12 protein-coding genes are annotated in these 22,716 nt (G+C 72.1%); all 12 read right to left on the minus strand.

The features are described from left to right. Positions 1 to 6: 6 nt before the first annotated feature. Positions 7 to 1,167, minus strand: a complete 1,161-nt coding sequence (locus ACGFZQ_RS23745) for an acyl-CoA dehydrogenase family protein (protein ID WP_393841969.1) — start codon at positions 1,165 to 1,167, stop codon at positions 7 to 9. Between the two features lie 46 nt (positions 1,168 to 1,213). Continuing rightward, positions 1,214 to 2,188 carry a 3-oxoacyl-[acyl-carrier-protein] synthase III C-terminal domain-containing protein gene (locus tag ACGFZQ_RS23750; RefSeq protein WP_393841970.1) on the minus strand — a complete coding sequence of 325 codons (975 nt, stop codon included), beginning with the start codon at positions 2,186 to 2,188 and terminating at the stop codon, positions 1,214 to 1,216. Next, positions 2,185 to 3,435 carry a cytochrome P450 gene (locus tag ACGFZQ_RS23755; protein ID WP_393841971.1) on the minus strand — a complete coding sequence of 417 codons (1,251 nt, stop codon included), beginning with the start codon at positions 3,433 to 3,435 and terminating at the stop codon, positions 2,185 to 2,187. The genes ACGFZQ_RS23750 and ACGFZQ_RS23755 overlap by 4 nt, the downstream gene beginning before the upstream one ends. Positions 3,436 to 3,455: 20 nt before the next feature. Further along, on the minus strand, positions 3,456 to 4,271 hold the full coding sequence (locus ACGFZQ_RS23760) for an ABC transporter permease (protein ID WP_393841972.1): 816 nt from the start codon (positions 4,269 to 4,271) through the stop codon (positions 3,456 to 3,458). Next, positions 4,268 to 16,093, minus strand: coding sequence for an amino acid adenylation domain-containing protein (locus tag ACGFZQ_RS23765; protein ID WP_393841973.1), 11,826 nt, complete (start codon positions 16,091 to 16,093; stop codon positions 4,268 to 4,270). The genes ACGFZQ_RS23760 and ACGFZQ_RS23765 overlap by 4 nt, the downstream gene beginning before the upstream one ends. 263 nt (positions 16,094 to 16,356) lie before the next feature. Further along, entirely contained in the window at positions 16,357 to 17,064 is a 708-nt protein-coding gene (locus ACGFZQ_RS23770; protein WP_351728684.1) for a DsbA family protein, read from the minus strand. Positions 17,065 to 17,080: 16 nt separating this feature from the next. Next, on the minus strand, positions 17,081 to 17,827 hold the full coding sequence (gene fabG, locus ACGFZQ_RS23775) for a 3-oxoacyl-ACP reductase FabG (RefSeq protein WP_393841974.1): 747 nt from the start codon (positions 17,825 to 17,827) through the stop codon (positions 17,081 to 17,083). Then, positions 17,828 to 18,928 (minus strand): beta-ketoacyl synthase N-terminal-like domain-containing protein, encoded by a 1,101-nt coding sequence (locus ACGFZQ_RS23780; protein WP_393841975.1) that lies wholly within the window; start codon positions 18,926 to 18,928, stop codon positions 17,828 to 17,830. Beyond that, entirely contained in the window at positions 18,928 to 20,160 is a 1,233-nt protein-coding gene (locus tag ACGFZQ_RS23785) for a beta-ketoacyl-[acyl-carrier-protein] synthase family protein (protein ID WP_393841976.1), read from the minus strand. Before ACGFZQ_RS23785 ends, ACGFZQ_RS23780 begins: the two co-directional genes overlap by 1 nt. 55 nt (positions 20,161 to 20,215) lie before the next feature. Beyond that, positions 20,216 to 20,476 (minus strand): acyl carrier protein, encoded by a 261-nt coding sequence (locus ACGFZQ_RS23790; protein WP_234536984.1) that lies wholly within the window; start codon positions 20,474 to 20,476, stop codon positions 20,216 to 20,218. A gap of 78 nt (positions 20,477 to 20,554) precedes the next feature. Then, positions 20,555 to 21,574, minus strand: coding sequence for a LysR family transcriptional regulator (locus ACGFZQ_RS23795; protein ID WP_393841977.1), 1,020 nt, complete (start codon positions 21,572 to 21,574; stop codon positions 20,555 to 20,557). A 124-nt stretch (positions 21,575 to 21,698) separates the two neighbouring features. Next, a complete protein-coding gene (locus ACGFZQ_RS23800; RefSeq protein WP_351728671.1) occupies positions 21,699 to 22,430 on the minus strand; it encodes an AfsR/SARP family transcriptional regulator in 732 nt (243 codons plus the stop codon). Between the last annotated feature and the right edge of the window lie 286 nt (positions 22,431 to 22,716).

The raw sequence follows: 22,716 nt of genomic DNA on the forward strand, positions 1-22,716 counted from the left end.
TCGTCCTTACGCCGTCGTCGGCAGGCCCATGAGGCCGGCGATGATGGACCGCTGGATGTCGGAGGTGCCGCCGTAGATCGTGCCCGCGAGCACGTCCCGTACCTCCCGCTCGATGCCGAGCTCCTCGGTGTAGCCGCGGGCGCCGTGGATCTGCATGGCGTCGAGCGCGGTGGCCTTCAGGCCCTCGCTGACGTAGAGCTTCAGCATGGACGCCTCCTGCATCGCGAGGCGGCCCTCGGTTCGCAGCCAGCCGACCTTGTAGAGCATCAGCCGGGCCAGCTCCAGGCGGACCCGCATGTCGGCGATCCGGTGGGAGACGGACTGGAACGCGCCGATGGGGCGGCCGAACTGGCGGCGGCCGGTGGCGTACGCGACACAGCGGTCCGTGAGCCGGCTCAGCACGCCGACCTGGCTGGCGAACATGAAGCCGCGCTCCCACTCCATGGTGGAGGTGAACAGCCGGTACCCGGCTCCCTCCGCGCCCAGCCGCTGGTCCTCCCCGACCACGCAGCCGTCGAAGGTGATCTCGCCCATCAGGGTGCCGCGCAGGCCCGCCTTGGGAATGTCGCGGGCGGTGAGCCCGGCGGTGTCCGCCGGGACGACGAAGGCGGACAGGGCGCGCTGCGGAGCGACGTCGTCGCCACCGGTGCGGGCGAACACGATGAACAGGTCCGCGCGCGGGCCGTTGCTGATGAACTTCTTCGTCCCGTTCAGCACATAGCCGTCCCCGTCACGGACGGCGGTGGTGGTGAGGGAGAGCATGTCGGATCCGGTCTCCGGCTCCGACAGGGCGTGCGCGCCGACCAGCGAGCCGTCGCAGAGGGCGGGCAGCCAGCGGCGGCGCTGCTCCTCGGTGCCGTGGTCGGCGATGTAGACGGCGCAGGCGAAGAGGTGGTTGTTGATCGCGAAGACCAGGCCGTTGTCGACGCAGCCTTCGCCGAGCGCCTCGTAGGCCATGATCGCGGTCAACGGGTCCAGGCCGCCGCCGCCGTACTCCTTCTTGATCGGCCAGCCCAGCACGCCGAAGTCGGCGCAGGCCTTCCAGCCGCTCTCGTCGAACGTGGCGTTGCGATCGTGCTCGGCGGCCTGGGCGCCGAGGTTGTCACGGGCGAACCGGACGACCTTCTCGCGCAGCGCCCGTTGCTGTGGCGTGGGTGCGAAATCCATCAGTCTTCTCCGTGGTCGGGGAGCGAGGTCCGAAGCGGTGGGCGGCTCACACCTCCCACAAGGTCACCGCCCAGGCGGCCACCTGGCTGTTGTTGAGGACGAGCACCAGGTCGCCCTGGTCCAGTTCGCCGCTCGCCAGCAGGGCGTCCATGTTCAGCACCACGTCGGCGGCGCCCAGATGGCCGTACTCGGCGAGGTGCCGGCCGCACACGGGGTGGATCGGCAGGCCGAGCAGAGAGGTGTAGAAGTCGTAGGCGGAGGCGGTGACGTTCTGCATCAGCGTGGCTTTGACCCGGTCCCGGTCCACCCCGGCGTCCGCGAGAACCTGGTCCACCATCGCGCCGAGCCGGCGCGAGCTGAGGGTGGCGAGCTGGAAGCGGTAGCGCGACAGGTCCTGGCACACCTCGCGCCACTCGTACCAGGGGGTTTCCTTGTACTCGACGCGGAACAGGTCGTGGAAGCTGCCGTCCGCCTGCTCACGGTGGGCCCGCAGCACCGGCCGCCCGCCACGGACCATGGTCATGGCGAACGCGCCGTCGCCGACGACGGTGACGGGGAACCGGATCCGGTCGACCCCGGTGGGGCGGCTGGCGTGGGCGATGACGATCTGCTCGCGGCGCGGGTCCGCGACCAGCAGATCCCTGGCGAGGGCCCAGGCGGTGCTGGACCCGGTGCAGCCCAGCCCCTCGACGGTGAGGGGGTACGCGGAGTTCAGCTTCGCCTCGCTCTGCACCCGGCAGACGTCCGAGCCCAGCAGGACGTCCGGTGCCCGCGGCGCCACCAGCAACAGGACGTCCGGCTCCCCCGGATGTGCCTCGAACAGTTCCCGGCAGGCCCGCGCGGCGAGCGGCGCCTGCTCGTTCTCGTCGAAGACCCCGACGGTCCGCACACCGCTGCCCCGGGCGAAGTCCGCCGAGGCGGTGTCCAGCATCGCGAACTCGGGGAGGTCCTCGACGGCCACCCTGGTGTCGGGCAGCAGGCAGTGGATCGCGCCGATGCCGATGTCCGTGCCGGCGTTCATGCGGCGCTCCCTTCTGTGGCCCGCTCGGGGGTCAGGGAGACCGGCAGGCCGCTGTAGCCGTAGACGAAGTTGGAGAAGAGCCGCTCGGGCGGGCCCTGGAGACTGATGCCGGCGACCTGGGTGCGCAGCGCGTCGAGCATCGCGTTCACATGGACGCGGCCGAGGAAGGCACCGAGGCAGAAGTGCGGGCCGTGGCCGAAGGCGACGTGCTTGTTGGGAGTCCGGGCCAGGTCGAAGACGTCCGGGTCGGCGAAGACCGTCTCGTCCAGGTTCGCCGAGCTGTTCCACAGGCTGACCACGTCACCGGCCCGGACGGTCTGGTCACGCAGCGGTACGTCCACCAGGGCGCGGCGGCCGAAGTGCATGGCGGGGGTGGTCCAGCGCAGCACCTCCTCGGTGGCGCTGTCGACGCTGACCGCGCCGGACTTCAGCGCGTGCCACTGCTCGGGGTGCTCGGCCAGGGCTATCAGGCCGCCCACCGAGGACATCCGGCTGGACTCGTCGCCGCCCAGGATCAGGCTGTAGCAGTTGAAGACGATCTCGTCCTCGGTCAGCGGTTCGCCGTCGACGGTGGCCGTGGCGAGGGCGCTGATCACGTCGTCGCCGGGGTGCCGCCGACGCCTGGCGGCCAGGTCGGAGAAGTACATGAGGATCTCGTTGCGGGCGAGCCACTCCTCCATCTCGCTGTCGTCGGCGCTGTGCCGGGAGAGCGTCCGGGTGTTCCAGGCGACGAGTTGCTCACGGTCCGCCTGCGGGACGTCCATGAGGTCGCCGATGGTGTTGATGGGGATGTGGTCGGCCACGTCGGTGACGAAGTCCAGCTCACCGTGGGCGAGGGCCTCGGCGACGAGGGCCCGGGTGCGCCGGTGCACGCCCTCGACCACGGGCTCCAGCACCCGGGGCGAGAAGGACCTGAGCATCAGGTTGCGGATCTCGCGGTGCCGCACGCCGTCGGTGACGGCGAGCATCTTGCGCGAGGCGGAGTCCTCGCCCTGGAGCAGGGTCGCCAGGACGTTGCCCCGCTCGGAGGTGAACCGCTTGTTGTCGCGGTAGACGGTGACGACGTCGTCGTAGGTGGAGATCACCCAGAATCCGGGACCGTGTTCGGTGGCGCGGTGCCAGAAGACGGGCTGCTCCGTGCGGTACCTGCGCCACATGTCCGGCAGGTCCACGTCGAGGAAGGTCTGCGGATCGGTGAGGTCCACCGTGGCCAGGTCGTCCACGGTCTGCCGTGGTGGGGTGGTCATGTGCTGTCTCTCTCCAGGGGTCAGGCGCCCGCGGTGCGGTAGCGGCGGAGGCTCACCAGTGAGCAGAGGGCGAGAAGCAGGCCCAGGGACACCGCGACCACCACCCAGGGGTGGTCGGCGGGGAAGGTGCCGCCGGTGCTCGCGGGGTTGCCCCACAGCCGACGGCAGCAGGCGATCACGGCGCTCACCGGATTCCACTCCGCGACCGGCCGGATCAGGGACGGGATGTTCTGCGAGGCCAGGAACGCGTTGGACAGGAAGGGCAGCACGATCACCACGAAGGGCGTGATCACGCTGATCGTCTCCACGTTGCGCAGGGTCAGCGCGAACAGCACGCCCAGCCACAGCATCACGTAGATGAACGCGCCGATCAGTGCGAAGCCGGCGAGCACGGACCATGGCCCGGTGTGCGGGCGCCAGCCGAGCAGCAGCCCGGCGCCGGTGACGACGGCCAGCCCCAGCAGACCCACCAGGAGGTCGGCGAGGGTGTGTCCGAAGAGCACCGCGGAGCGGCTGATCGGCAGCGAACGGAACCGGTCGGTCATACCGCCGTGCAGGTCCAGCGCCACGGAGATGGCGGTGGGTCCCACACAGGCGAGGGCCACCTGGACGGCTCCGCCGGCGAAGACGTACTCCCCGTAGGTGCCTCCGCCCGGCAGTGTGATGGAGTCCCGGAACAGGTAGCCGAGCATCACCATGCTCACCAGTGGGCTGAGCGCCACGCCCAGCACCCGGGCGGGCGCCCGCCGCAGGTGCCGCAGGCGGCGGCCGGTCACCGCGGAGATCTCGGTGACGAGCGCCGCCACGGGAGCGGGCCGGGTGGCGGCGGCCGTCATGACTGCCGCCCGGCGTTCTCGGTGTTGTTGGCGTTCTTGGTGTTCTTGGCGTGCCAGCGGGCCAGTTCGGCGGTGACGGCCGGGCCGATCTCCTGGAGTGGTCCGTGGCTCATCATCTCGTCGTGGGTGCAGGCGAGGTGGTGGACGTCCATCGGCCCGTCGAAGACCGGCTTCCACAGCCCCACCTTGTCGGCCCGCTCGCCGTCGGAGAGCGCCGACTCGGAGACGAAGAGCTGCATCTTCCCCTCGTAACGCCCGGGGGCGTACCGGGACTTCAGCGTCTGGTGATGGCTCATCAGGTCGACCATCGCCGCCATCCGCCGCTCCCCCATCCGCGCCAGCGGGCTGTCGTCGCGGCGCAGGGTCTCGAAGATGTCCTGGACGGTCAGGTCCCGGTCGCCGAACTCGGAGCGATGGTGTCCGATGCCCTCCAGCAGCCAGGCGTAGAGCGACTGTTCCTCGCGGTCGTCCGGCACCCCGGTGCGTGGATAGGCGTCGAGGACGGAGAGCACGCCGACCTCCTCGCCGGCGGCCCGCAGCTGGACGGCCATCTCGTAGACGATGGTGCCGCCGAACGACCAGCCGAGCAGGTGGTACGGACCCTCGGGCCGCACCTCCTTGATCATCCGGATGTAGTCGCCGGCGATCTCCTCGACCGACCCGGGCAGCGGCGCGAAGTCCACCACGCAGGGCGCCTGGATGCCGTAGATCGGGTGCTCGGCACCGATGTGCCGGGCGAGCGGCAGATACGGCAGGCTGAAGCCGACGCCGCTGTGCACGCAGAACACCGGGGGCAGGCTGCCGGTCGGCCTGATGCACAGCATCGCGCTGAACGGATCGGCCATGTCGGGCGCCGCCGGAGCGGCGAGCGCCTGCGACATCAGCTCCGCGCCGCTGCGGTGCTCCGGCCCGGTGGCGGCCTCGACCGGGCCACCGCGGCAGACCTCGGCGAGTTCGGCCACGCTCTGGTGCACGAAGACATCGGCGACGGTGACGTCGAGTCCGGCCTTGCGGGCCCCGCTGACCAGCAGCAGCGACTTCATGCTGTCCATGCCGACGTCGAAGACGCTCTGCTCGACCCCGATCCGGGCCAGCCCCAGCACCTCGGTGACGATGTCGTGCAGCACGGACTCGGTCTCGTCGCGCGGTGCGGTCCCGGCCGTGTCCCGCGCCTCTTCCGGGGCGGGCAGCGCGGCCCGGTCCACCCGGCCGTCCGCGGTGAGCGGCAGTGCGTCGACCGCCACCCACGCGGACGGCACCATGTACGCGGCGAGCGCCGAACCCGCGGCCCCGGCAAGGGCGGTGGTGTCCGGCACGGCCCCGTCGGCGGGCACGACGTACGCCACCAGCCGGACGTCGCCCGGACGGTCCTCACGGGCCACCACCGCCACCCGGTCCACCGCCGCCTGCGACGCCAGCACCTCTTCGATCTCGCGCAGGGCGACCCGGAAGCCGCGCACCCGCACCTGGTCGTCCGAGCGGCCCACGTGCCTCAGGTCACCGTCCGCACCCCACTTCACCAGGTCGCCGGTCCGGAACATCCGGGAGCCGGGCGGGCCGTAGGGGCAGGGCACGAAGCGTTCGGCGGTCGCCGCGGGGCTGCCGACGTAGCCGCGGGCCAGGCCGTCGCCGGCGAGGTACAGCTCGCCGGGCACGCCGGGGCCGACCGGTCCCAGCCAGGGGTCCAGGACGTACGCCCGTACGTTGCCGATCGGCCGGCCCAGCGGCAGGACTCCGGTGCCGGTCTCCTCGCCGGGCTCGACGATCCGGGAGAGCGCGCCGACCGTGGCCTCCGTCGGGCCGAACTCGGTCACCACCCGCACCCGCGGGTGGGCCGCGCGCCACTCGTCCAGCCGCTCGGCCTGCACGGGCTCGTCGGCGAGGACCAGTTCGCCGCTCGGCGAGCAGCCGTCGGGCAGCGCGCCCAGCAGCGCGAGGTGGGTCGGGGTGCCCTTGAGGAACGCGGCTCCGCCGCGCGCCGTGGCGTCGTCCTCGGCGAGTTCGGCCAGGCGCACCGTGCCGCCGGTGACCAGCGGCAGGAACAGTCCCGTGACCGACACGTCGAAGGACAGCGGAGTGGCCAGCAGCGCGTCGTCGCCGGCGCGGTGGTACGTCTCCCGGGCCCACGTCAGGTAGTTGACCACCGCGCGGTGCTCGACGACGACGCCCCTGGGGCGGCCGCCCGCGCCGGCGGTGTGGATGACGTAGGCGGGATGGGCCGGGCGCAGCGGGTTCGGACGGTCGGTGTCGGTGACCACCGTCGCTGACGCGGCCTTCACCGCCGGCCCGTCCACCACCACCGGGGTCGTCCCGGTGGCCAGCATCCGCCGGGCGAGGCCACCGGTGGTGACCACCCTGAGCGGCGCGGCCTCGGCGAACATCCGCTTGATCCGCTCGACGGGTTCGTCGGCCTCGACGGGCAGGTAGGCGGCACCGGACTTCAGGACACCGAGCACCGCGACGACCGCCTCCGGCGACCGGGGCAGGGCGAGCGCCACGACCTTCTCCGGGCCTGCACCGGCCTCGATCAGATGCCGGGCCAGCTGGTTGGAGCGGGCGTCGAGCTCCGCGTAGGTGAGGGTGCCCGACTCGGCGAGCACCGCGGTGGCGTCAGGGGTGTGTGCGGCCTGCGCGGCGAACAGCTCGGGCAGGGTGGTGTCGGGCACCTCCCGGGCGGTGTCGTTCCACGCGGTGAGCACCTGGGCGCGTTCGTCCTCGCCCAGCACGTCCAGCCGGCTCAGCCGGACGCCCGGGTCGGCGGCCACCGCGCGCAGCAGCCGTACGAAGCCGGCCACGAGGCGCTCGGCGGTGGCCCGGGTGAACAGGTCGGTGCTGTAGCCGAGCAGGCCCCGCATGGAGCCGTCCTCGGGCCACTCCAGCAACTGCAGGGCGAGGTCGACCTTGATCCGGCCGGACTCGACGAAGGCGGGGCGCACCGTCAGACCGGGCAGCACCAGCGGGGCGTCCTCGTTGTTCTGCAGCGTCAGCATGACCTGGAACAGCGGGTGCCGGGCCAGCGAGCGCGGCGGGTTGAGCGCGTCCACGATCTGCTCGAAAGGCACGTCCTGATGGGAGTAGGCGGCCAGGTCGGTCTCGCGGACCCGGGCCAGCAGTTCGGTGAAGGCCGGGTCGCCCGCGGTGTCGGTGCGCAGCACCAGGGAGTTGACGAAGAAGCCGACCAGGTCGCCGAGCGCGTCGTCGGTGCGCCCGGCCACCGAGGTGCCGAGCGGGATGTCGGTCCCGGCGCCGAGCCGGGTGAGCAGGGCGGCGAACGAGGCCTGGAGCACCATGAACTCGGTGGCGCCGGCCTGCCGGGCGATGGCCACCAGGGCGGCGTAGAGCTCGGCGTCGAGTTCGAACATGACCTCGCCGCCGGAGTTTCCGCTCACCGCCGGCCGCGGGAGGTCGGCGGGCAGGGCCAGTTCGTCGGGCAGCCCGGCCAGCGTCTGCTTCCAGTACGCCAGCTGCCGGGAGAGGTGACTGCCGGGGTCGTCCGCCGAGCCGAGCAGCTGCCGTTCCCAGACCGCGTAGTCCGCGTACTGCACCGGGAGCGGCGCCCAGCCGGGGGCCCCGCCGGCGCACCGCGCCCGGTAGGCGGCCGACAGGTCGCCCAGCAGCGGTGCCATCGACCAGCCGTCGAAGGCGATGTGGTGGAAGACCAGCAGCAGCACGTGCTCGCCCTTGCCGAGGCTGAACAGCCTTACCCGCAGGGGCGTTTCGCAGGTCAGGTCGAAGCCGAGGTCGTACTCGGCGTCGAGGGCGGCGGCCAGACCGTCCTCGGACAGGGCCCGGACCTTCAGCTCCGGAGCACCGTCGTCGGCGTCCAGCACCCGCAGCGACGGCATGCCGTCGGTCTCCGGGATCACGGTGCGCAGCACCTCGTGCCGGGCCGCCACGTCCCGCAGTGCGGCCCGCAGGGCCTCGGCGTTCAGCCGCCCGGTGAGCCGGAAGGTCATCGGCGAGTTGTAGGTGCCGGTGGTGCGCCCCTCGCGGCGGTTGAGGAACCAGAGCCGCTGCTGGGCGAAGGACAGCGGCCGGCCGGCGGCCGCGGGGGCCGGTGCCAGGGCGGGGCGGGCCGCGTCGGCGGTGTCCAGCTGCCCGGCCAGGGCGGCCACCGTGCGCGCCTCGAACAGGGCGCGGATGGGCAGTTCCACGCCCAGCGCCGTACGGGCCCGGCTGACCAGCCGGGTCGCCAGCAGCGAGTGGCCCCCGATGTCGAAGAAGTCGTCGTCGATGGTGACCCGGTCCAGGCCGAGCACGTCGGCGAACAGACTGCGGAGGATGTCCTCGACGGGGTTGCGGGGCTCACGTCCCTGCGCCGCGGTGTGCGCGCTCGGCGCGGGCAGCGCCTTGCGGTCGAGCTTGCCCTGGGGGGTCAGCGGCAGCTCGGGCAGGGCCACGACCGCGGAGGGGACCATGTAGTCGGGCAGTTCGCCGGCCACCCGCTCGCGCAGCCCCTCGGCGACGGCGTCCTCGTCGGTGAGGACGACGTACGCCACCAGCCGCCGGTCCCCGCTCTCGTCCTCGCGCACGGTGACCGCGGCCTGGGCCACGCCCTCCTGGGCCAGCAGCACCGAGGAGATCTCGCCGAGCTCGATCCGGAAGCCGCGCAGCTGGACCTGGTCGTCGGCCCGGCCGACGTAGTCCAGTTGACCGTCGTCCAGCCGGCGCACCAGGTCGCCGGTGCGGTACATCCGCTCGCCGGGAGCACCGTACGGGTCGGCGACGAACCGCTGGGCGGTGAGGTCCGGCCGGCGCAGATAGCCGCGGGCGAGTCCGCCGGAGACATACAGTTCGCCGGTCACGCCGACCGCGGTCGGCGCCAGGTCGCGGTCCAGGACGTAGACACGGTGCGCGGAGGTCGGGCGGCCGATGGGCGGCCGGCCGGTCCCGGACAGCGGGCCGGCCACCGTCGAGCTGACCACGGCCTCGGTCGGGCCGTACCCGTTGTACAGCCGTACGCTCGCCGCCCAGCGTTCGACGACCTCGGCGGGCACGGCCTCGCCGGCGACCGCGAGGCGCAGATCGGCGGGCAGGGTGCTGCCCTCGGGCAGTCCGCCGACCACCACCGGCGGCAGACCCGCCAGGTTGACACGGGCCTTGTTGATGAGGTCGACCAGGGGCCGGCCGGGCGTGCGGCACTCCTCGTCGGCGATCACCAGCGTGCCGCCGTTGAGCAGCGCCAGCATGATCTCCCAGACCGACGCGTCGAAGCTGAACGAGGCGAACTGCAGCACCCGGGTGTCGCTGTCAAGGCCGAAGCGCTCGACCAGGCTGGAGACCATCGCCAGCAGGCCCTGGTGCGCCACGGCGACGCCCTTGGGCCGTCCGGTGGAGCCGGAGGTGTAGATGACATAGGCGAGATGGCGGGCGTCCAGCGGAGCGCGGCGCTCGGCGTCGACGACGTCGTGGTCGTCGTAGCGCGCGAGGTCGCCAGGAGTTCCGTCGGTGGTGACGGTGACGACGGCCGCCGGTGTGCCGGGGAGGCCGGCGGCGATCTCCTCCGTGGTGAGTACGGCGACCGGGCGGGCGTCCTCGAGCATGTACCCGATGCGGTCGGCGGGGTATGCGGAGTCGACCGGGAGATAGCCGGCGCCCGCCTTGAGGACCGCGAGCGCGGCCACCACCATCGTGGCCGAGCGCGGCAGGGTCACCGCGACCAGGTCCTCGGGGCCGACGCCACGGTCGATCAGCAGGCGGGCCAGCCGGTTGGCGCGGGAGTCGAGTTCCGCGTAGGTGAGTTCGTCCTCGCCGTCGACGACCGCGACGGCCTGCGGCGTCCGGGCGACGTGTTCCTCGAAGACCTCGGTCGCGGGGCGGGACGCGACCGGCGCCGCGTGGCCGGCCCAGTCACCGAGCAGGAGGCGGCGCTCCTCGTCGCCCAGTGCGTCCACGCTGCCCAGCCGTGCGCCGGGAGCGGCGACCAGCGCACGGAGGACGTGCACGAGGCGGTCCACGATCGCCCCGACACCCCGGACGTCGAAGACGTCGGAGCGGTACTGGGCCTCCAGCCGCAGGCGGTCGCCGGGGAACACGCCGAGCGCCAGCGGGTATTCGGCGATCACCCGGGCCTGCCAGTCGAGCATCGACAGCCCGGGAACGTGCTCGCCGATGCGGTCGAGCACACCGGTCGGGTAGTTGTGGAAGCTCACCACGGTGTCGAAGAGCTCGCCCACCCCGGCGAGTTGCTGCACCTCGGCCAGGCCCAGGTGCTGGTGCGGTTCGAGGGTGAGCTGACGGGACTGGAGGTCGGTCAGCATCTCCTCGAACGTGGTCCCCGGGGTCAGGGGCACCCGCACGGGCAGCGTGTGCATGAACGAGCCCACCATCTGCTCCACGCCCGGCAGTTCGGCGGGGCGCCCGGAGACAACCGCGCCGAAGGTGACGTCCTGGCGTCCGGTCAGCCGGCCCAGGGCCACCGCCCAGGCGCCCTGCATGACGGTGTTCATCGTCAGGCCGCGCGCATGGGCCCACGAGGTCAGCGCCTGCGTCAGGTCCTCGGGCAGCTCCACGCTCCAGGTCCCGGGCAGCGAGTCGACCCGGTCACGGTCGGCGGGGCCGAGCCGGGTGGGCTCGGCCACTCCGGCCAGTTCCTGCCGCCACGCCGTCCGCGCCGCCTCCTTGTCCTGTGCGCCCGCCCACTCCAGGTAACCGCGCACCGAGGCGACCGGTGGCAGTGCCGAGGTGTCCGCGCCGTTGGACCACAGCGTGACCAGCTCGTGGGCGAGGACGGCCGACAGGGACCAGCCGTCCACCAGGATGTGGTGGGCGGTCCACACCACCCGGTACCGGTCCGGCCCCAGGGTGTAGACGGTGAACCGGGTCAGCGGGGCCTCGGCCACGTCGAACCGGCGCAACCACTCCTCGTCGGTCAGCCGGACCGTCTCGTCTTCTCTGCCGTCTGCCGCGGTGTCGGTCAGGTCGACCTCGTACCAGGGCACCTCGACGGTTCCCGGGATCACCTGCACGGGGTCGCCGGCGTCCCGGTCGCGGAAGCAGGCCCGCAGGACGTCGTTGCGCTCCAGCAGAGCCGCCACCGCCCGGCGCAGCGCGGCCTTGTCCAGCGGCCCCTGGATGTCCATGAGGACCTGGAGGGTGTAGGCGTCCATCCCGTGCCGGTCGAACTCCGCCTGGAACAGCAGCCCGCGCTGCAGCGGCGACAGCGGCAGGATGTCCGTCAGTTCCTCGACCTCGCGCTCGTAGGCCTCGATCTCGTCCTGGCCGACGGTCACCAGCGGGAACTCGGAGGGGGTACGGCCGCCCGCCCCCGGGCGCCGGGCGTGTTCGGCGAGCAGGCGCAGCGAGCGGAACCAGCCCTCGGCGAGCTCCCGGACGTCCTCTTCCGGGAGCAGCCCGCCGGCGTACGTCCAGGTCGCCGAGAGCACCGGTCCCCCGGGGCGGTCCTCGGTGACCGCGACGACCTCGACGGGGTGGCGCAGCGGCGTGTCCGGGTGGGCGCTCTGGCCGGAAGCCCCGGACTCCATCTGCCAGGCCTCTCCCGTGCCGGCGGTGAAGCGGCCCAGGTAGTTGAAGCCGAGCTGTGGCACGGGCTGCCGGGACAGCACGCGGGCGGTCTGCGGGTTGACGTGCCGCAGCAGGCCGTGGCCGAGGCCGTGACCCGGCACCGCGCGCAGCTGTTCCTTGACGCGCTTGAGCGCCCTGCCGCAGCTCTCGCCGGCGGCCGCGACCTCGTTCCAGTCGAGGTCGCCGAGGTCCAGGGCGACCGGGTACACACTGGTGAACCAGCCGACGGTGCGGGAGAGGTCGGGCTCACCGTGGATCGGTTCGCGGCCGTGTCCCTCCAGCTCCACCACCGTCCGGGCGGCGGAGGCGCCGTGCCGTCGGCGCCGGTCGGCGATCGCCAGCGCCAGGCCGGTCAGCAGGACGTCGTCGACCTCCGCGTGGAAGACCGCCGGCACGGAGGTGAGGAGCTCGGCGGTCTGCTCGACGGTCAGCTCGATCGTGACCTCTCCGGCGGTCGCGTGGGTGTCCCGGACCGGGTCGAGGGCACGGGTGCCGAGCACCGGCTCGTCAGCGCCCGACTGCTCGGACCACCAGGCCAGTTCAGCCGCGCGCCGGGCGGTGCGGGCCTCCTGCGAAAGGGCCTGGGCCCACCCGCGGTAGGAGGTGGCGACCGGTTCGAGCCGCACCGGTCGGCCCTGCGTCAGCTGGTTCCACGCGGCCTCCAGGTCGGGCAGCAGGATGCGCCAGGAGACCCCGTCGACGGCCAGGTGGTGGATCACGATCAGCAGGCGGCCCGGCCGGTCCGGGCCCGCGTCGAGGAGTACGGCCTGCACCATCAGCCCGTCCTCGGGCCGCAACCGGCCACGCGCGGCGGCGAGTTGGCCGGGCAGCGGATCCTCGTCGGCGCCGGAGACGTCGACCCGCGTGACGGTGTCCGAGGCGGACACGGCGCCGACGGGCAGCGCCTCCAGGGACCAGAGCCCAGGGGCCGGGACGGACAGCCGCATCCGCAGCGTGTCATGGGTGTCCAGCAGCGCCTGTACGGCGGTCGTGAGCTGCTCCATGTCGGTTCCGGCCGGAACCGTGAGCGTCACGTACTGGCTGAACTCCCGTGCGGCGTCGGGATGTTCGGCGAGCTCCTCGCGGAGCTGGTCGACGATCGGGGTGGGCTCGATCTCACCGACGCCGTCCTGGGCGGCCGTCGGGGCCTTGTCCTCCACGGGCTGCGCGGCTGCCGCGATGGCGGCCGGCGTGCGGTGCAGGAAGACGTCGCGGGAGGTGATGACCAGCCCGGCCTTACGGGCCCGGCTGACCACCTGGATCGAGCTGATGCTGTCGCCTCCGAGGGCGAAGAAGCTGTCGTCGGGGCCGACCGAGGGCAACCCGAGCACCTCGGCCAGCACCTGGGCGACGAGCTGCTCCGTGGGGTTGCGCGGAGCCTCGGACGCGGCGCCGGCCACTGCCGCGGCCGGCGCGGCGAAGTCGGGGGCGGGCAGGGCCTTGCGGTCCACCTTGCCGTGCGCCGTCAACGGCAGCCGGTCCAGGGCGACGAGGGCGGCCGGAACCATGTAGCCGGGCAGGACGCCGGCGAGTCCGTCACGGACCGCGTCGGTGCTCGGGGCGGGCTGCTCGGGCACGTAGTAGCCGATGAGCCGCTTCTGGCCGACCTGGTCGGCGCTCGCGGTGACCACCGCGTCGGAGACGCCCGGCAGGGCGCGCAGCGCGGCTTCGACCTCGCCCAGCTCGATGCGGTGGCCGCGGATCTTGACCTGGTGGTCGCGGCGCTCGATGAAGTCCAGCTGCCCGTCGGCGCGCAGCACCACCCGGTCGCCGGTGCGGTACATACGCGCGCCCCGGCCCACGAACGGGTCGGGCACGAAGGTGGTGGCCGTACGGCCCGGGTCGGCGAGGTAGCCGCGGCCGACACCGGCGCCGCCGATGAAGAGTTCGCCCGGCACCCCCTGCGGCACCGGCCGCAGTTCGTCGCCCAGCACGTACAGCCGGGTGTTGCGCAGCGGCCGGCCGATCGGGACGTACGCCCCGTCGAGGAGGTCGCCCCGGCGGACGTAGGCGTGCGTCACGTCGTCCGAGCACTCGGTCGGACCGTACATGTTGACCAGCGGGATCGCCGGGTAGCGGGAGAACCAGCGGTCGCACAGCTCGGGGGCGAGTGCCTCTCCGTTGGAGATCATCCAGCGCAGGCCGGGCAGCTTCGGGGCGCTGCCGGTGGTGTCCCACGCGTCGAGCGTGGCGCGCAGCAGGGAGGGGACCACCTCCAGGGTGGTCAGGCCCTCGTCTCCGATGACGCCGAACAGCGCGTCCGGGTCGGCCGCGGTCTCCCGGCTCACCACCCGGATCCGCCCGCCGACCAGCAGGGTGGTCAGGGTCTGCCACACCGTGATGTCGAAGGTCACCGGCGCGTTGTGCACCAGGCTGTCCGCTCGGGTCAGGGCGAGTTCCTCGACCTTGGCAAGCAGGTGGTTGATCATGCCGCCGCGCTGCACCATCGCGCCCTTGGGCTTGCCCGTGGAGCCGGAGGTGAAGATGACGTACGCCAGGTCCTGGGGACCGCCGACGACCGGCGGGAGGTCCTCCGGTGCGTCCTCGGCGCCGTCCAGGACCAGCAGATCGAGCTGGTGGCCGGCCTCCGCCGCCAGTCGCTCCGCCAGTCGCCGGTTGTCCGCGTCGGCCACCAGGCAGGTGGCCGAGCTGTCGGCGAGCAGCGCGGTCAGTCGGGCGTGCGGCGAGCGCGCGTCGAGCGGCAGGAAGGCGCGGCCGGAGCCCAGCACACCCAGCTCGGCGACGACGAAGTCCCGTCCGGGCTCGACCAGCAGGGCCACCGGACCGGATCCGGTGAGCCGTCGGGAGAGCGCGCCCGCCCGGCCGGCCAGCCGGGCGTAGGTCAGGCTCCCCGCGTCGTCGGTCACGGCCACGGCGTCCGGGCGCTCGGCGGCCCGGGCACGTACCCGCTCGACGACACCGAGGTACGGTTCGGGCCGCTCGGGGCCGGTGAGCACGCGGGTGAGCCGCGTCTGCTCACCGGGCGCCAGCAGGTCCAGGGCGCCGAGCCGGTCGTCGGCGCCGAGGGTCACGAACCGGTCGAGCCAGGCGATGAAGCGCTGCAGGTGGTCACGGGCCTCGTCGCGGTCGTAGCGGCTCTCGTTGGCGCTGAGGTCGACGCCGACGCCGGCCGTGCCCTTGTCGGCGACGGTGAACTCCAGGTCGTCCACCAGACCGGTCGAAGGGCTCTGCAGGACGGCCTCGCACGGCCCGATGGTCAGCTTCTCGATCTGCGGCATCATGTTGAGGAACGGGCCGAACGGGCGCCGGTCGTCGCTGGCCAGCCCCATGCCACGGCGTACCTTGCTGACGCGGTAGCGCTGGTGCTTGAGGGCGCCGGTGATCTCCTTGTGCGCGGCGGCGAGCAGCTCGCCGCGGGTCGTTCGCGGCCCGATCCGCAGCCGCAGCGGCAGATAGTTGACGACCATGCCGGGGATGTTCTGCAGAGCGCCGCCCACGCGGGCGGTGACCGGCAGCGACAGCATGACGTCGTCCGTCCCGGTCATCCGCTGGGTGTAGGCACCCAGCGCGGCGACCAGCACGGTCTGCCAGGTCACCCGGGCGTCCCAGGCAACCGCCCGCAGCCGCTGGGCCAGGTCGTCGGCGAGGACGGTCCCCTCGCGCAGGAACGACTGGGCCGGCTCGGCGTCCCGACGGGCCAGGGTCACCGGTTCGGGGGCGTCGGCGAAGTGATCCAGCCAATAGGCCCGGTCGCGGTCCTGGCGCGGGGAATCGGCGTAGGCGGCCTCCGCCTCGATCAGCGCGCTCAGCGGGGCGAAGCGCCCCTCGTCGAGCGAGGTGCCCGCGGTCATCGCCTCGTAGATGGCGGACAGCCGCTGCCAGTAGATGACGTAGCTGAAGCCGTCGGACGCCAGGTGATGGTTGAGCAGGCAGAAGATCGTGCGGTCCGCGGCGAGCGTGAACACGCTGAACCGGAACAGGGGCGTGTCGCCGCCCACCGTGAAGGGAACCCGCAGGTCGGCCCGGATGGCTTCGTTCGCGGCGGCCACGGGGTCGGCGGCGCCGCTGACGTCGGTGACGGTCAGCGGCAGCTCGGCGAGGTCCTCGACGACCTGGCGGGGCTCGCCGTCGACCTCGAAGAAGCGGGTCCGCAGGCACTCCGACTCCTCGGCGAGCCGGGCCAGCGCCGCCGTGAACCGCGCACGGTCCAGCGGGCCCTTGATGTCCCAGTAGATCGCGGTGTTGTACGTGGCACCGCCGCCGGTGAGCTTCTCGTCGAACCAGATGTCCTTCTGGCCAGCGGTGAGCGGCAGTCCGGCCGTCGGCACACGCGTCATTGCAATCCCCTCGGAAAGGTTCACCAGGTCCATGCGGCCGTCCCGGCCGGCGCAGCGCGATCAGCGCTGGACGCTCAAGGGCTTGGGGCCATGCATGAAGCGCTGCCCCGTCCGGCTGTCCGGAGCGGGCAGGGCAGCGTCGTGATCGATGGTGGTCGAGCGCGCTGACAGCGCACTGACCGGGAACTGACGGTTCGCCACACCCCTGTGGCGTGCCGTGGGCAGGCCGGGACACGACCCGGCAGGGCCCACGAGCGGCCCGGTCAGCCGCAGCCGCCCGCGTGGCCGTCGTCGGCCGAGCGGCCGACGCCCACCGCGCCGGCGGTGGCGGGTGCCAGGGACGCCGCGGAGGCCACCCCGGTACGCACGTGTTCCACGAAGGCGTCGAGCCGGTCGAGCCCCCAGAAGCGGGTGAAACCCTTGACGAAGAACGGCACTCCGAAGACGCCGTCCGTACAGACCTCCATCAGGATGTCCGCACCCCGCTCCCGCAGTTCGGGGTCTTCGTGGGCGCGGGAGATCACCTCGGGGTGGATCCCCAGCTCGCGGCCGATGTCCGCGATCGTCGCCGGGTCGCAGACGTCGCGCCCCTCGCCGAACCGGGCCCGGTAGACCGCGGCGATGTAGTCGTGCCCCCGGCCCTCCCGGGCCGCCACCAGATAGCCCAGGTGCGGAACCTCCCAGACCGGCTCGACGTCCACGGGCCAGTTCACGGTGATGCCGCGTGCCTTGGTGATCCGGCCGACGTCCTGGAGGATGTACCGGTTCTTCTCCCGCGACATCTCCGAGTACGGGAACCGTCCGCCGCGTTCTCGCAGCATCCGCGCGCTGGTCTCGTCCGGTTCGAAGAACGGCAGCCATTCCAGCCGCTCCACGAGGTCTTTGTGGTGTTCCGTCAGTTCCTGGTACGCGAGCCAGGAGTACGGGCTGCGCAGTGAGAAGTAGAAGCGCGGGGTCTTGTTCTTGGGCATGCTGCTCCTTAGCGGGTCAGACGACGAGGCCGCCGTCGACGCCGAAGACCTGTCCGGTGATGTAGGCGGCGCGGTCGGAGACCAGGAACGACACCAGGTCCGCCACCTCCCGGGGGTGGCCTAGGCGGCCGAGCGGAATGCGCTCGGTCATCTTCCGGGTGTGCTCCGGCGCCAGCCCGGAGAGCATGTCGGTGTCGATGAAGCCCGGCGCCACGGCGTTGACGCGCACGCCGTAGCGCCCGGACTCCTTGGCCAGCGCCTTGCTGAAGCCGATGATCCCGGCCTTGGACGCGGAGTAGTTGGTCTGCGTCGCGTTGCCGTACACCCCGGCCACGGACGACATCGTGACGACGGTGCCCGCCCGGCGCTTCATCATGGCGAAGACGGCGGCCTTGCACAGGTGGTAGGTGCCGTCCAGGTTGGTGCGCAGGACGGCGTCCCAGTCGTCCTCGGACATCATCACCAAGGGGTTGTCCCGGACGATGCCGGCGCACGAGACCGCCGCGTGCAGCGGGCCGAGCGTGTCCTCCGCGCTGCGGACGAAGTCCCGTACGGCGCGGGCGTCGGCGACGTCGACGCGGGCGGTGAACACACCCGCGCCCTCCTTCTCGGCCTCCTGGGCGACCGACCGGGCCGCCTCCTCGTCGGACCGGTAGCAGAACGCGACGTCGAAGCCGTCCCGCGCGAGTGCGGTGACCACATGCCGCCCGATGCCCCGGGAACCCCCGGTCACCAGCGCCACCCTGCGGGCGTTCGTCTCCACTCAGCTCTCCTCGTTCGTCGCGGCGGCGAGCAGCGCGCAGCCGGCCGTGCCGTCCCGGTCGACCGCCGTCACGAGGGCGAGTGCGCCGGGTGGGGTCTCCTCGTCGTCGAGCAGCGACAGCACCGCCGCGAGCTGCAGGCCCGCGGTGGCCGCAGAGGTGTCGCCCAGCAGCGCGCGGCTGCCGAGCAGGCGGGGCCCGGCCGAGCCGAGGACGTCCCCGATCGCGGCCTCCTCGGTGCCGGCCAGGTGCCCGCCCGTCTCGGCCGGGGCCACCACGCGCACATCCCCGGCCCGCGCGCCGGCCTGCTTCAAGGCGTCGCGCACGCACTCCGCCAAGGCCGCCCGGGCGTCGGACGGTTCGGCGAAGGCACGGAACCGGGTGGTCAGCAGGCGGGCTCGCACCCGCCGGCCGGCCGCCCGGGCGTCCTGTGCGGTCTCCAGCAGGAACACCGCGCCGCCCTCGCCCAGTGGGGACGTCCGGTCATCGCCGTCCCGGCCGTGCCACTCCAGCCAGGCCCGCTGCTCGGAGTACTCCTCGGCCGCCCCGCACAGCACCCGCGTGCAGTGGCCGCCACGATGCAGCCGGGCGGCGTAGCTCAGCGCGGTCAGGCCGGTCAGGCGGCCGCCGGCGATGGTGGTGTTCGGCCCTTTGATGCCGTGCCAGATCGCGCTCTGCCCGGCGGCCCGGTTCATCACCGTGTTCGGGAAGCGCGCCGGGTCGACGTGGTACGGGCGCTCCCCCACGAGTGAGTCGCGGGTGAAGTCCATGATGCTCTGCACACTGCCCGAGCCGGTGCCCAGCACCAGCCCGGTCTCCTCGGGCCGGGACGTCAACTCCGGTCCGCCGTCGGCCAGCAGCAGTCCCACGGCGGTCACCGCGATGCCGGTGACCCGGTCCATGGTGCGGGTGCCCTTGCGGCCGATGTGATCGGCGGCGTTGAAGTCCGGCACGAGCGCGCCCTCGGTGAACGGTCCTGGGAAGGCCGCCCGGTCGAGTGCGCCGATCGCGCTGCGGCCGGCCCGGATGCCGGTACGGAAGGGCTCGCTGCCCACGCCGTACGGGGACACCGCCGACCAGGTGGAGAAGACCAGCGCGGACATCAGGCGGCCTCCCGGTGCCGGCCCAGGATGAGCACGGCGTTGTTGCCCGCGAAGGCGAGCGCGTTGTTCTGCACCACGGTCAGGTCAGCGGGACGCGCCTCGTTGGGCACACAGTCCAGCCCGCATTCCGGGTCGGTCTCCCGGTGGTTGATGGTGGGCGGGATGAAGCCCTCGGCGATGGCCAGGGCGCAGGCGGCCGAGCCGAGGGCACTGGCCGCACCCATGCTGTGCCCGACCATCGACTTGATGGACACGGTGGGCGGCGGAGTGTCGAAGACCTGACGGATGGCGCCCGCCTCGGTCACGTCGTTGGCCTTGGTACCGGTGCCGTGGGCCGAGATGAAGTCGACGTCCGCCTCGGTGATCCCGGCGTTGCGGTGGGCCAGTGCCATGCAGCGGGCGAGACTGTCCTGGTCGGGCGCGACGGGATGGTGGGCGTCGCAGGTGAGCCCGTATCCGAGGACCTCGGCGTAGATACGGGCGCCGCGTGCCCGGGCGGACTCCAGGCTCTCCATCATGAGGATGCCGGCGCCCTCGCCGGTGAGGATGCCCTTGCGGTCCCGGTCGAAGGGCTGGCACACCTCGGGAGCGATGGTGCCCAGCCGGTAGAAGCCGGCGAAGGTCTTGCGGCACACCGCGTCGGCTCCGCCGCAGAGGGCCACATCGACGTCGCCGGCCCGGATCGCGTCGTAGCCGCTGCCGATCGCGTAGTTGCCGGCCGCGCAGGCGGTGGGGATGGTCAGGGCCTCGACGTCGGTCAGCCCGAGTTCGCGGACGATGCTCGTGGACAGCCTGCTCGCGTGGGCCCGTCGGGCGATCCCCGGGGTGAGGTGCTCGGGGCCCTTGTCGAGCTGTTCACCGACCAGCAGGTCCAGGTCGCGGGACTCCGCGTCCGTGGTGCCGACCGACACCATGGTCCGCCGGCCGCGGAGTTCCTCCGCGCCGATCCCCGCGTCGGCGACGGCCATGTTGGCCGCCGCCACGGAGAACTGGGTCGCCCGGCCCAGTTCCTCCGGTTGGTACGTACGGATCCACTCCGCCGGGTCGAAGCCGGCGACCTCGCACCCGTAGGAGTGGGCGAAACCGCTGGTGTCGAAGGCCGTGATGGGCTTGGCCCCGCTGCGGCCGGCCCGCAGGCCGGCCAGGAACTCCTCGGCTCCGAGGCCGATGCTGGTGACCAGGCCGAGTCCGGTGATCACCACCTGGCGCGGCCACTGATCGTTGTCGTACACCCTGCACTCCAGTCCCTCACGCCCGACCCGGGCGGGCCCGGCCGGGCAGCACCCGCTACTTGGCGGCCACGGCCTCGTCGACGACGGTGACCACGGCGTCGAGATTGACCATGCGGGGCAGCACGCTCTGGTCGAGGTCGATCCCGTACGTCCGCTCAAGGTTGGAGAGGATCTCGATGGCGCCCATCGAGTCGGCCTCGTGGTCCTCCTTGAACCGGCTGGTGCCGGTCATGTCGGACGGCTCGATCTCGAGGATGTCGCAGATGATGCCCTTGATCTGGGCACGCCGTTCGGCGCTGGTGGCTGCAGTAGTCATGCAGACGATGCTGGAGCAAGCGGCTGACAGGCCACTGACCGCGAACTGACGTGACTGCGCGGGGAGTCGGAAGGCCCCTCAATCCGAACCGGGCACGTCCTCATGAGGGTTCGTCAGGTAGCGCTCGACCTCGCGGAAGTTCTCGGGGTGGGCGACCATCCACGACCAGAAGCGCGGGATGGTACGGGCGTATGCGCAGTAGTAGCGGCGTACGTTCTCCACCAGGGTCGCCACGGTCGCCCGGCTGAGCGACCCCGTGCGCCACACCAGGAGCAGCTCGCAGATGTGGGCGTCGGCGACCGGGACGAGACTGACGTCCTTGGTGGCACCGGTGGGAACGGTCAGCGCGGCCACGCCCGCCTCGCGGACCCAGCTCATCGCCTCGTGATGCCCGCGCACCCGGTGGGCCGGCGCGGGTTGCCCCTCGACGAGATCGGCGAAGGCCGCGTCCTCGTGGTCGTGGAACCAGTGGCCGCGCGCGTAGCGCACCCAGTCGAGGGAACGTACCTCGGCCGCGCCGACGGGACCGTTCGCGGCCAGCGGGTGGCCGGGCGGCACCGCCAGCCACACCGGCTCGCGGACCACGACCGCCGTGCTGAGGGGCAGCTTTCTGATGTCGGCCGACTGGCGGTCCGGTGGACTGGGCACCAGCGCCAGGGTGAGCAGCCCCTCGGCGACCGCGCTCATCGCGTCGGCCGGATCCACCGTCTCGGTCTGCACCTCGACGGAGGGCAGGCACGTGGCGATCGCGTCCTTGAGGGTGGGCGGCGTCCACTCCACGTTCCCGACGCGCAGCGTGTTCGTGCTCTGCGCGGCCACCTCGGCGATGACGGCATCACCGCGCCGGGCCAGGTCCACGAGCATCGGGATCAGCCGTTCGCCGAGTGGAGTGGGCACCACGCCGCTGTGCGACCGTACGAACAGTTCCCCTCCGAACTCACGCTCCAGTCGGCGTAGTTGGGAAGAGAGGGCGGGCTGCGGAAGATTGAGCTGGGTTGCGGCCGACGATATGCTCCCGGCACTCGCGATGGCGGCTACGAGTCGGGCATGCCGTAACTCGACGCGCATTGCAGACCCAGCCCCCAGTCCCGGACACATACGACGGTGCGTTCCGCCCCGTTGCAGGGGCACACGCTCCGACCTACGTTACATCACTGTAATTGAATCACGCCGGTTACGGGGCCTCGACGGAATTACCGCCTCCGAGGGATGGAGAGGTGGGTCAGCCGATGAGGGCCAAGGAGCCGCGGGGACGTCCGAGGGCGTCGTCCTGGTGAAGGATTGCCTGGTACACCGCGTGCAGGGAACGCCCCGGCTCCACACCGAGGTCCTCGGCCAGGCGCCTGCGGGCCTGATGGAACACTTCGAGCGCCTCGGTCTGCCGGCCGTCACGGTACAGGGCCAGCATCAGCAGTTCACTGAGTCGTTCGCGGCCGGGATGCTCGGTGGCCAGCTGACGCAGCTCCGGCACCGGCGCGCCTTCCACACCGGCCGCCAGCCTGGCGGTGACCCAGTCTTCGTACGCGGTGAGCCGTCGCTCCTCCAGCTGTACGGACGCCGTCCGGCAGCGGAACCCCTCGCTGACGTCCAGCAGGGCCGCGCCCCGCCATCTGCCCAGCGCCTGTTCCAGTACGCCCGCCGCCGCTGCGGGATCCTGGCCCAGCAGGGCCGCGCCCTCGTCCGCGAGGGCCACGAAGTGGTGGGCGTCGACCGATTCGGGCCGGATGTCCAGCAGATAGCCGGTGCCGACGGTGCGTACGAGTTCCCGCCCCTCTCTTCCGGCCACCGACGCCAGGAGTTTGCGCAGCCGGGTCACGTTGGCCTGCAGAGCGTTCTTCGCGTTGGCGATGTGGTCGTCACCCCACAGCTCGTCCACGAGCTGGTCGAACGGGACAGCCTGACCCGGAGTCAGGGCCAGCAGGGCGAGCACCGAGCTCACCCGCTTCGACGTCACACCCCAGCTCCGTGTGCCGCTGGTGAGCAAAAGTGAACCAAGTATATGGATCTCCACGATTCAATACCCCCGTCTTCGTTTGATCCACATCCTTGTCCGCCCCATCGCGGATGAGAAATATCAAACTTACGACTCCGCCATACCTGAAAGATATGACAGAGGAACAAGCCATTCCGGAATGATTCCAGCCCGAAAACGGTGCTGGGCCGCCCAGCGTGTGAGCGGCCCAGCACCTGGCCTTCCCGGGGGATTGGAAGGCCGGTCAGTGCGGCTGCCTGCATCGACA

This window comes from Streptomyces sp. NPDC048254 (assembly GCF_043201895.1).
In the GTDB taxonomy this organism is placed as follows: domain Bacteria; phylum Actinomycetota; class Actinomycetes; order Streptomycetales; family Streptomycetaceae; genus Streptomyces.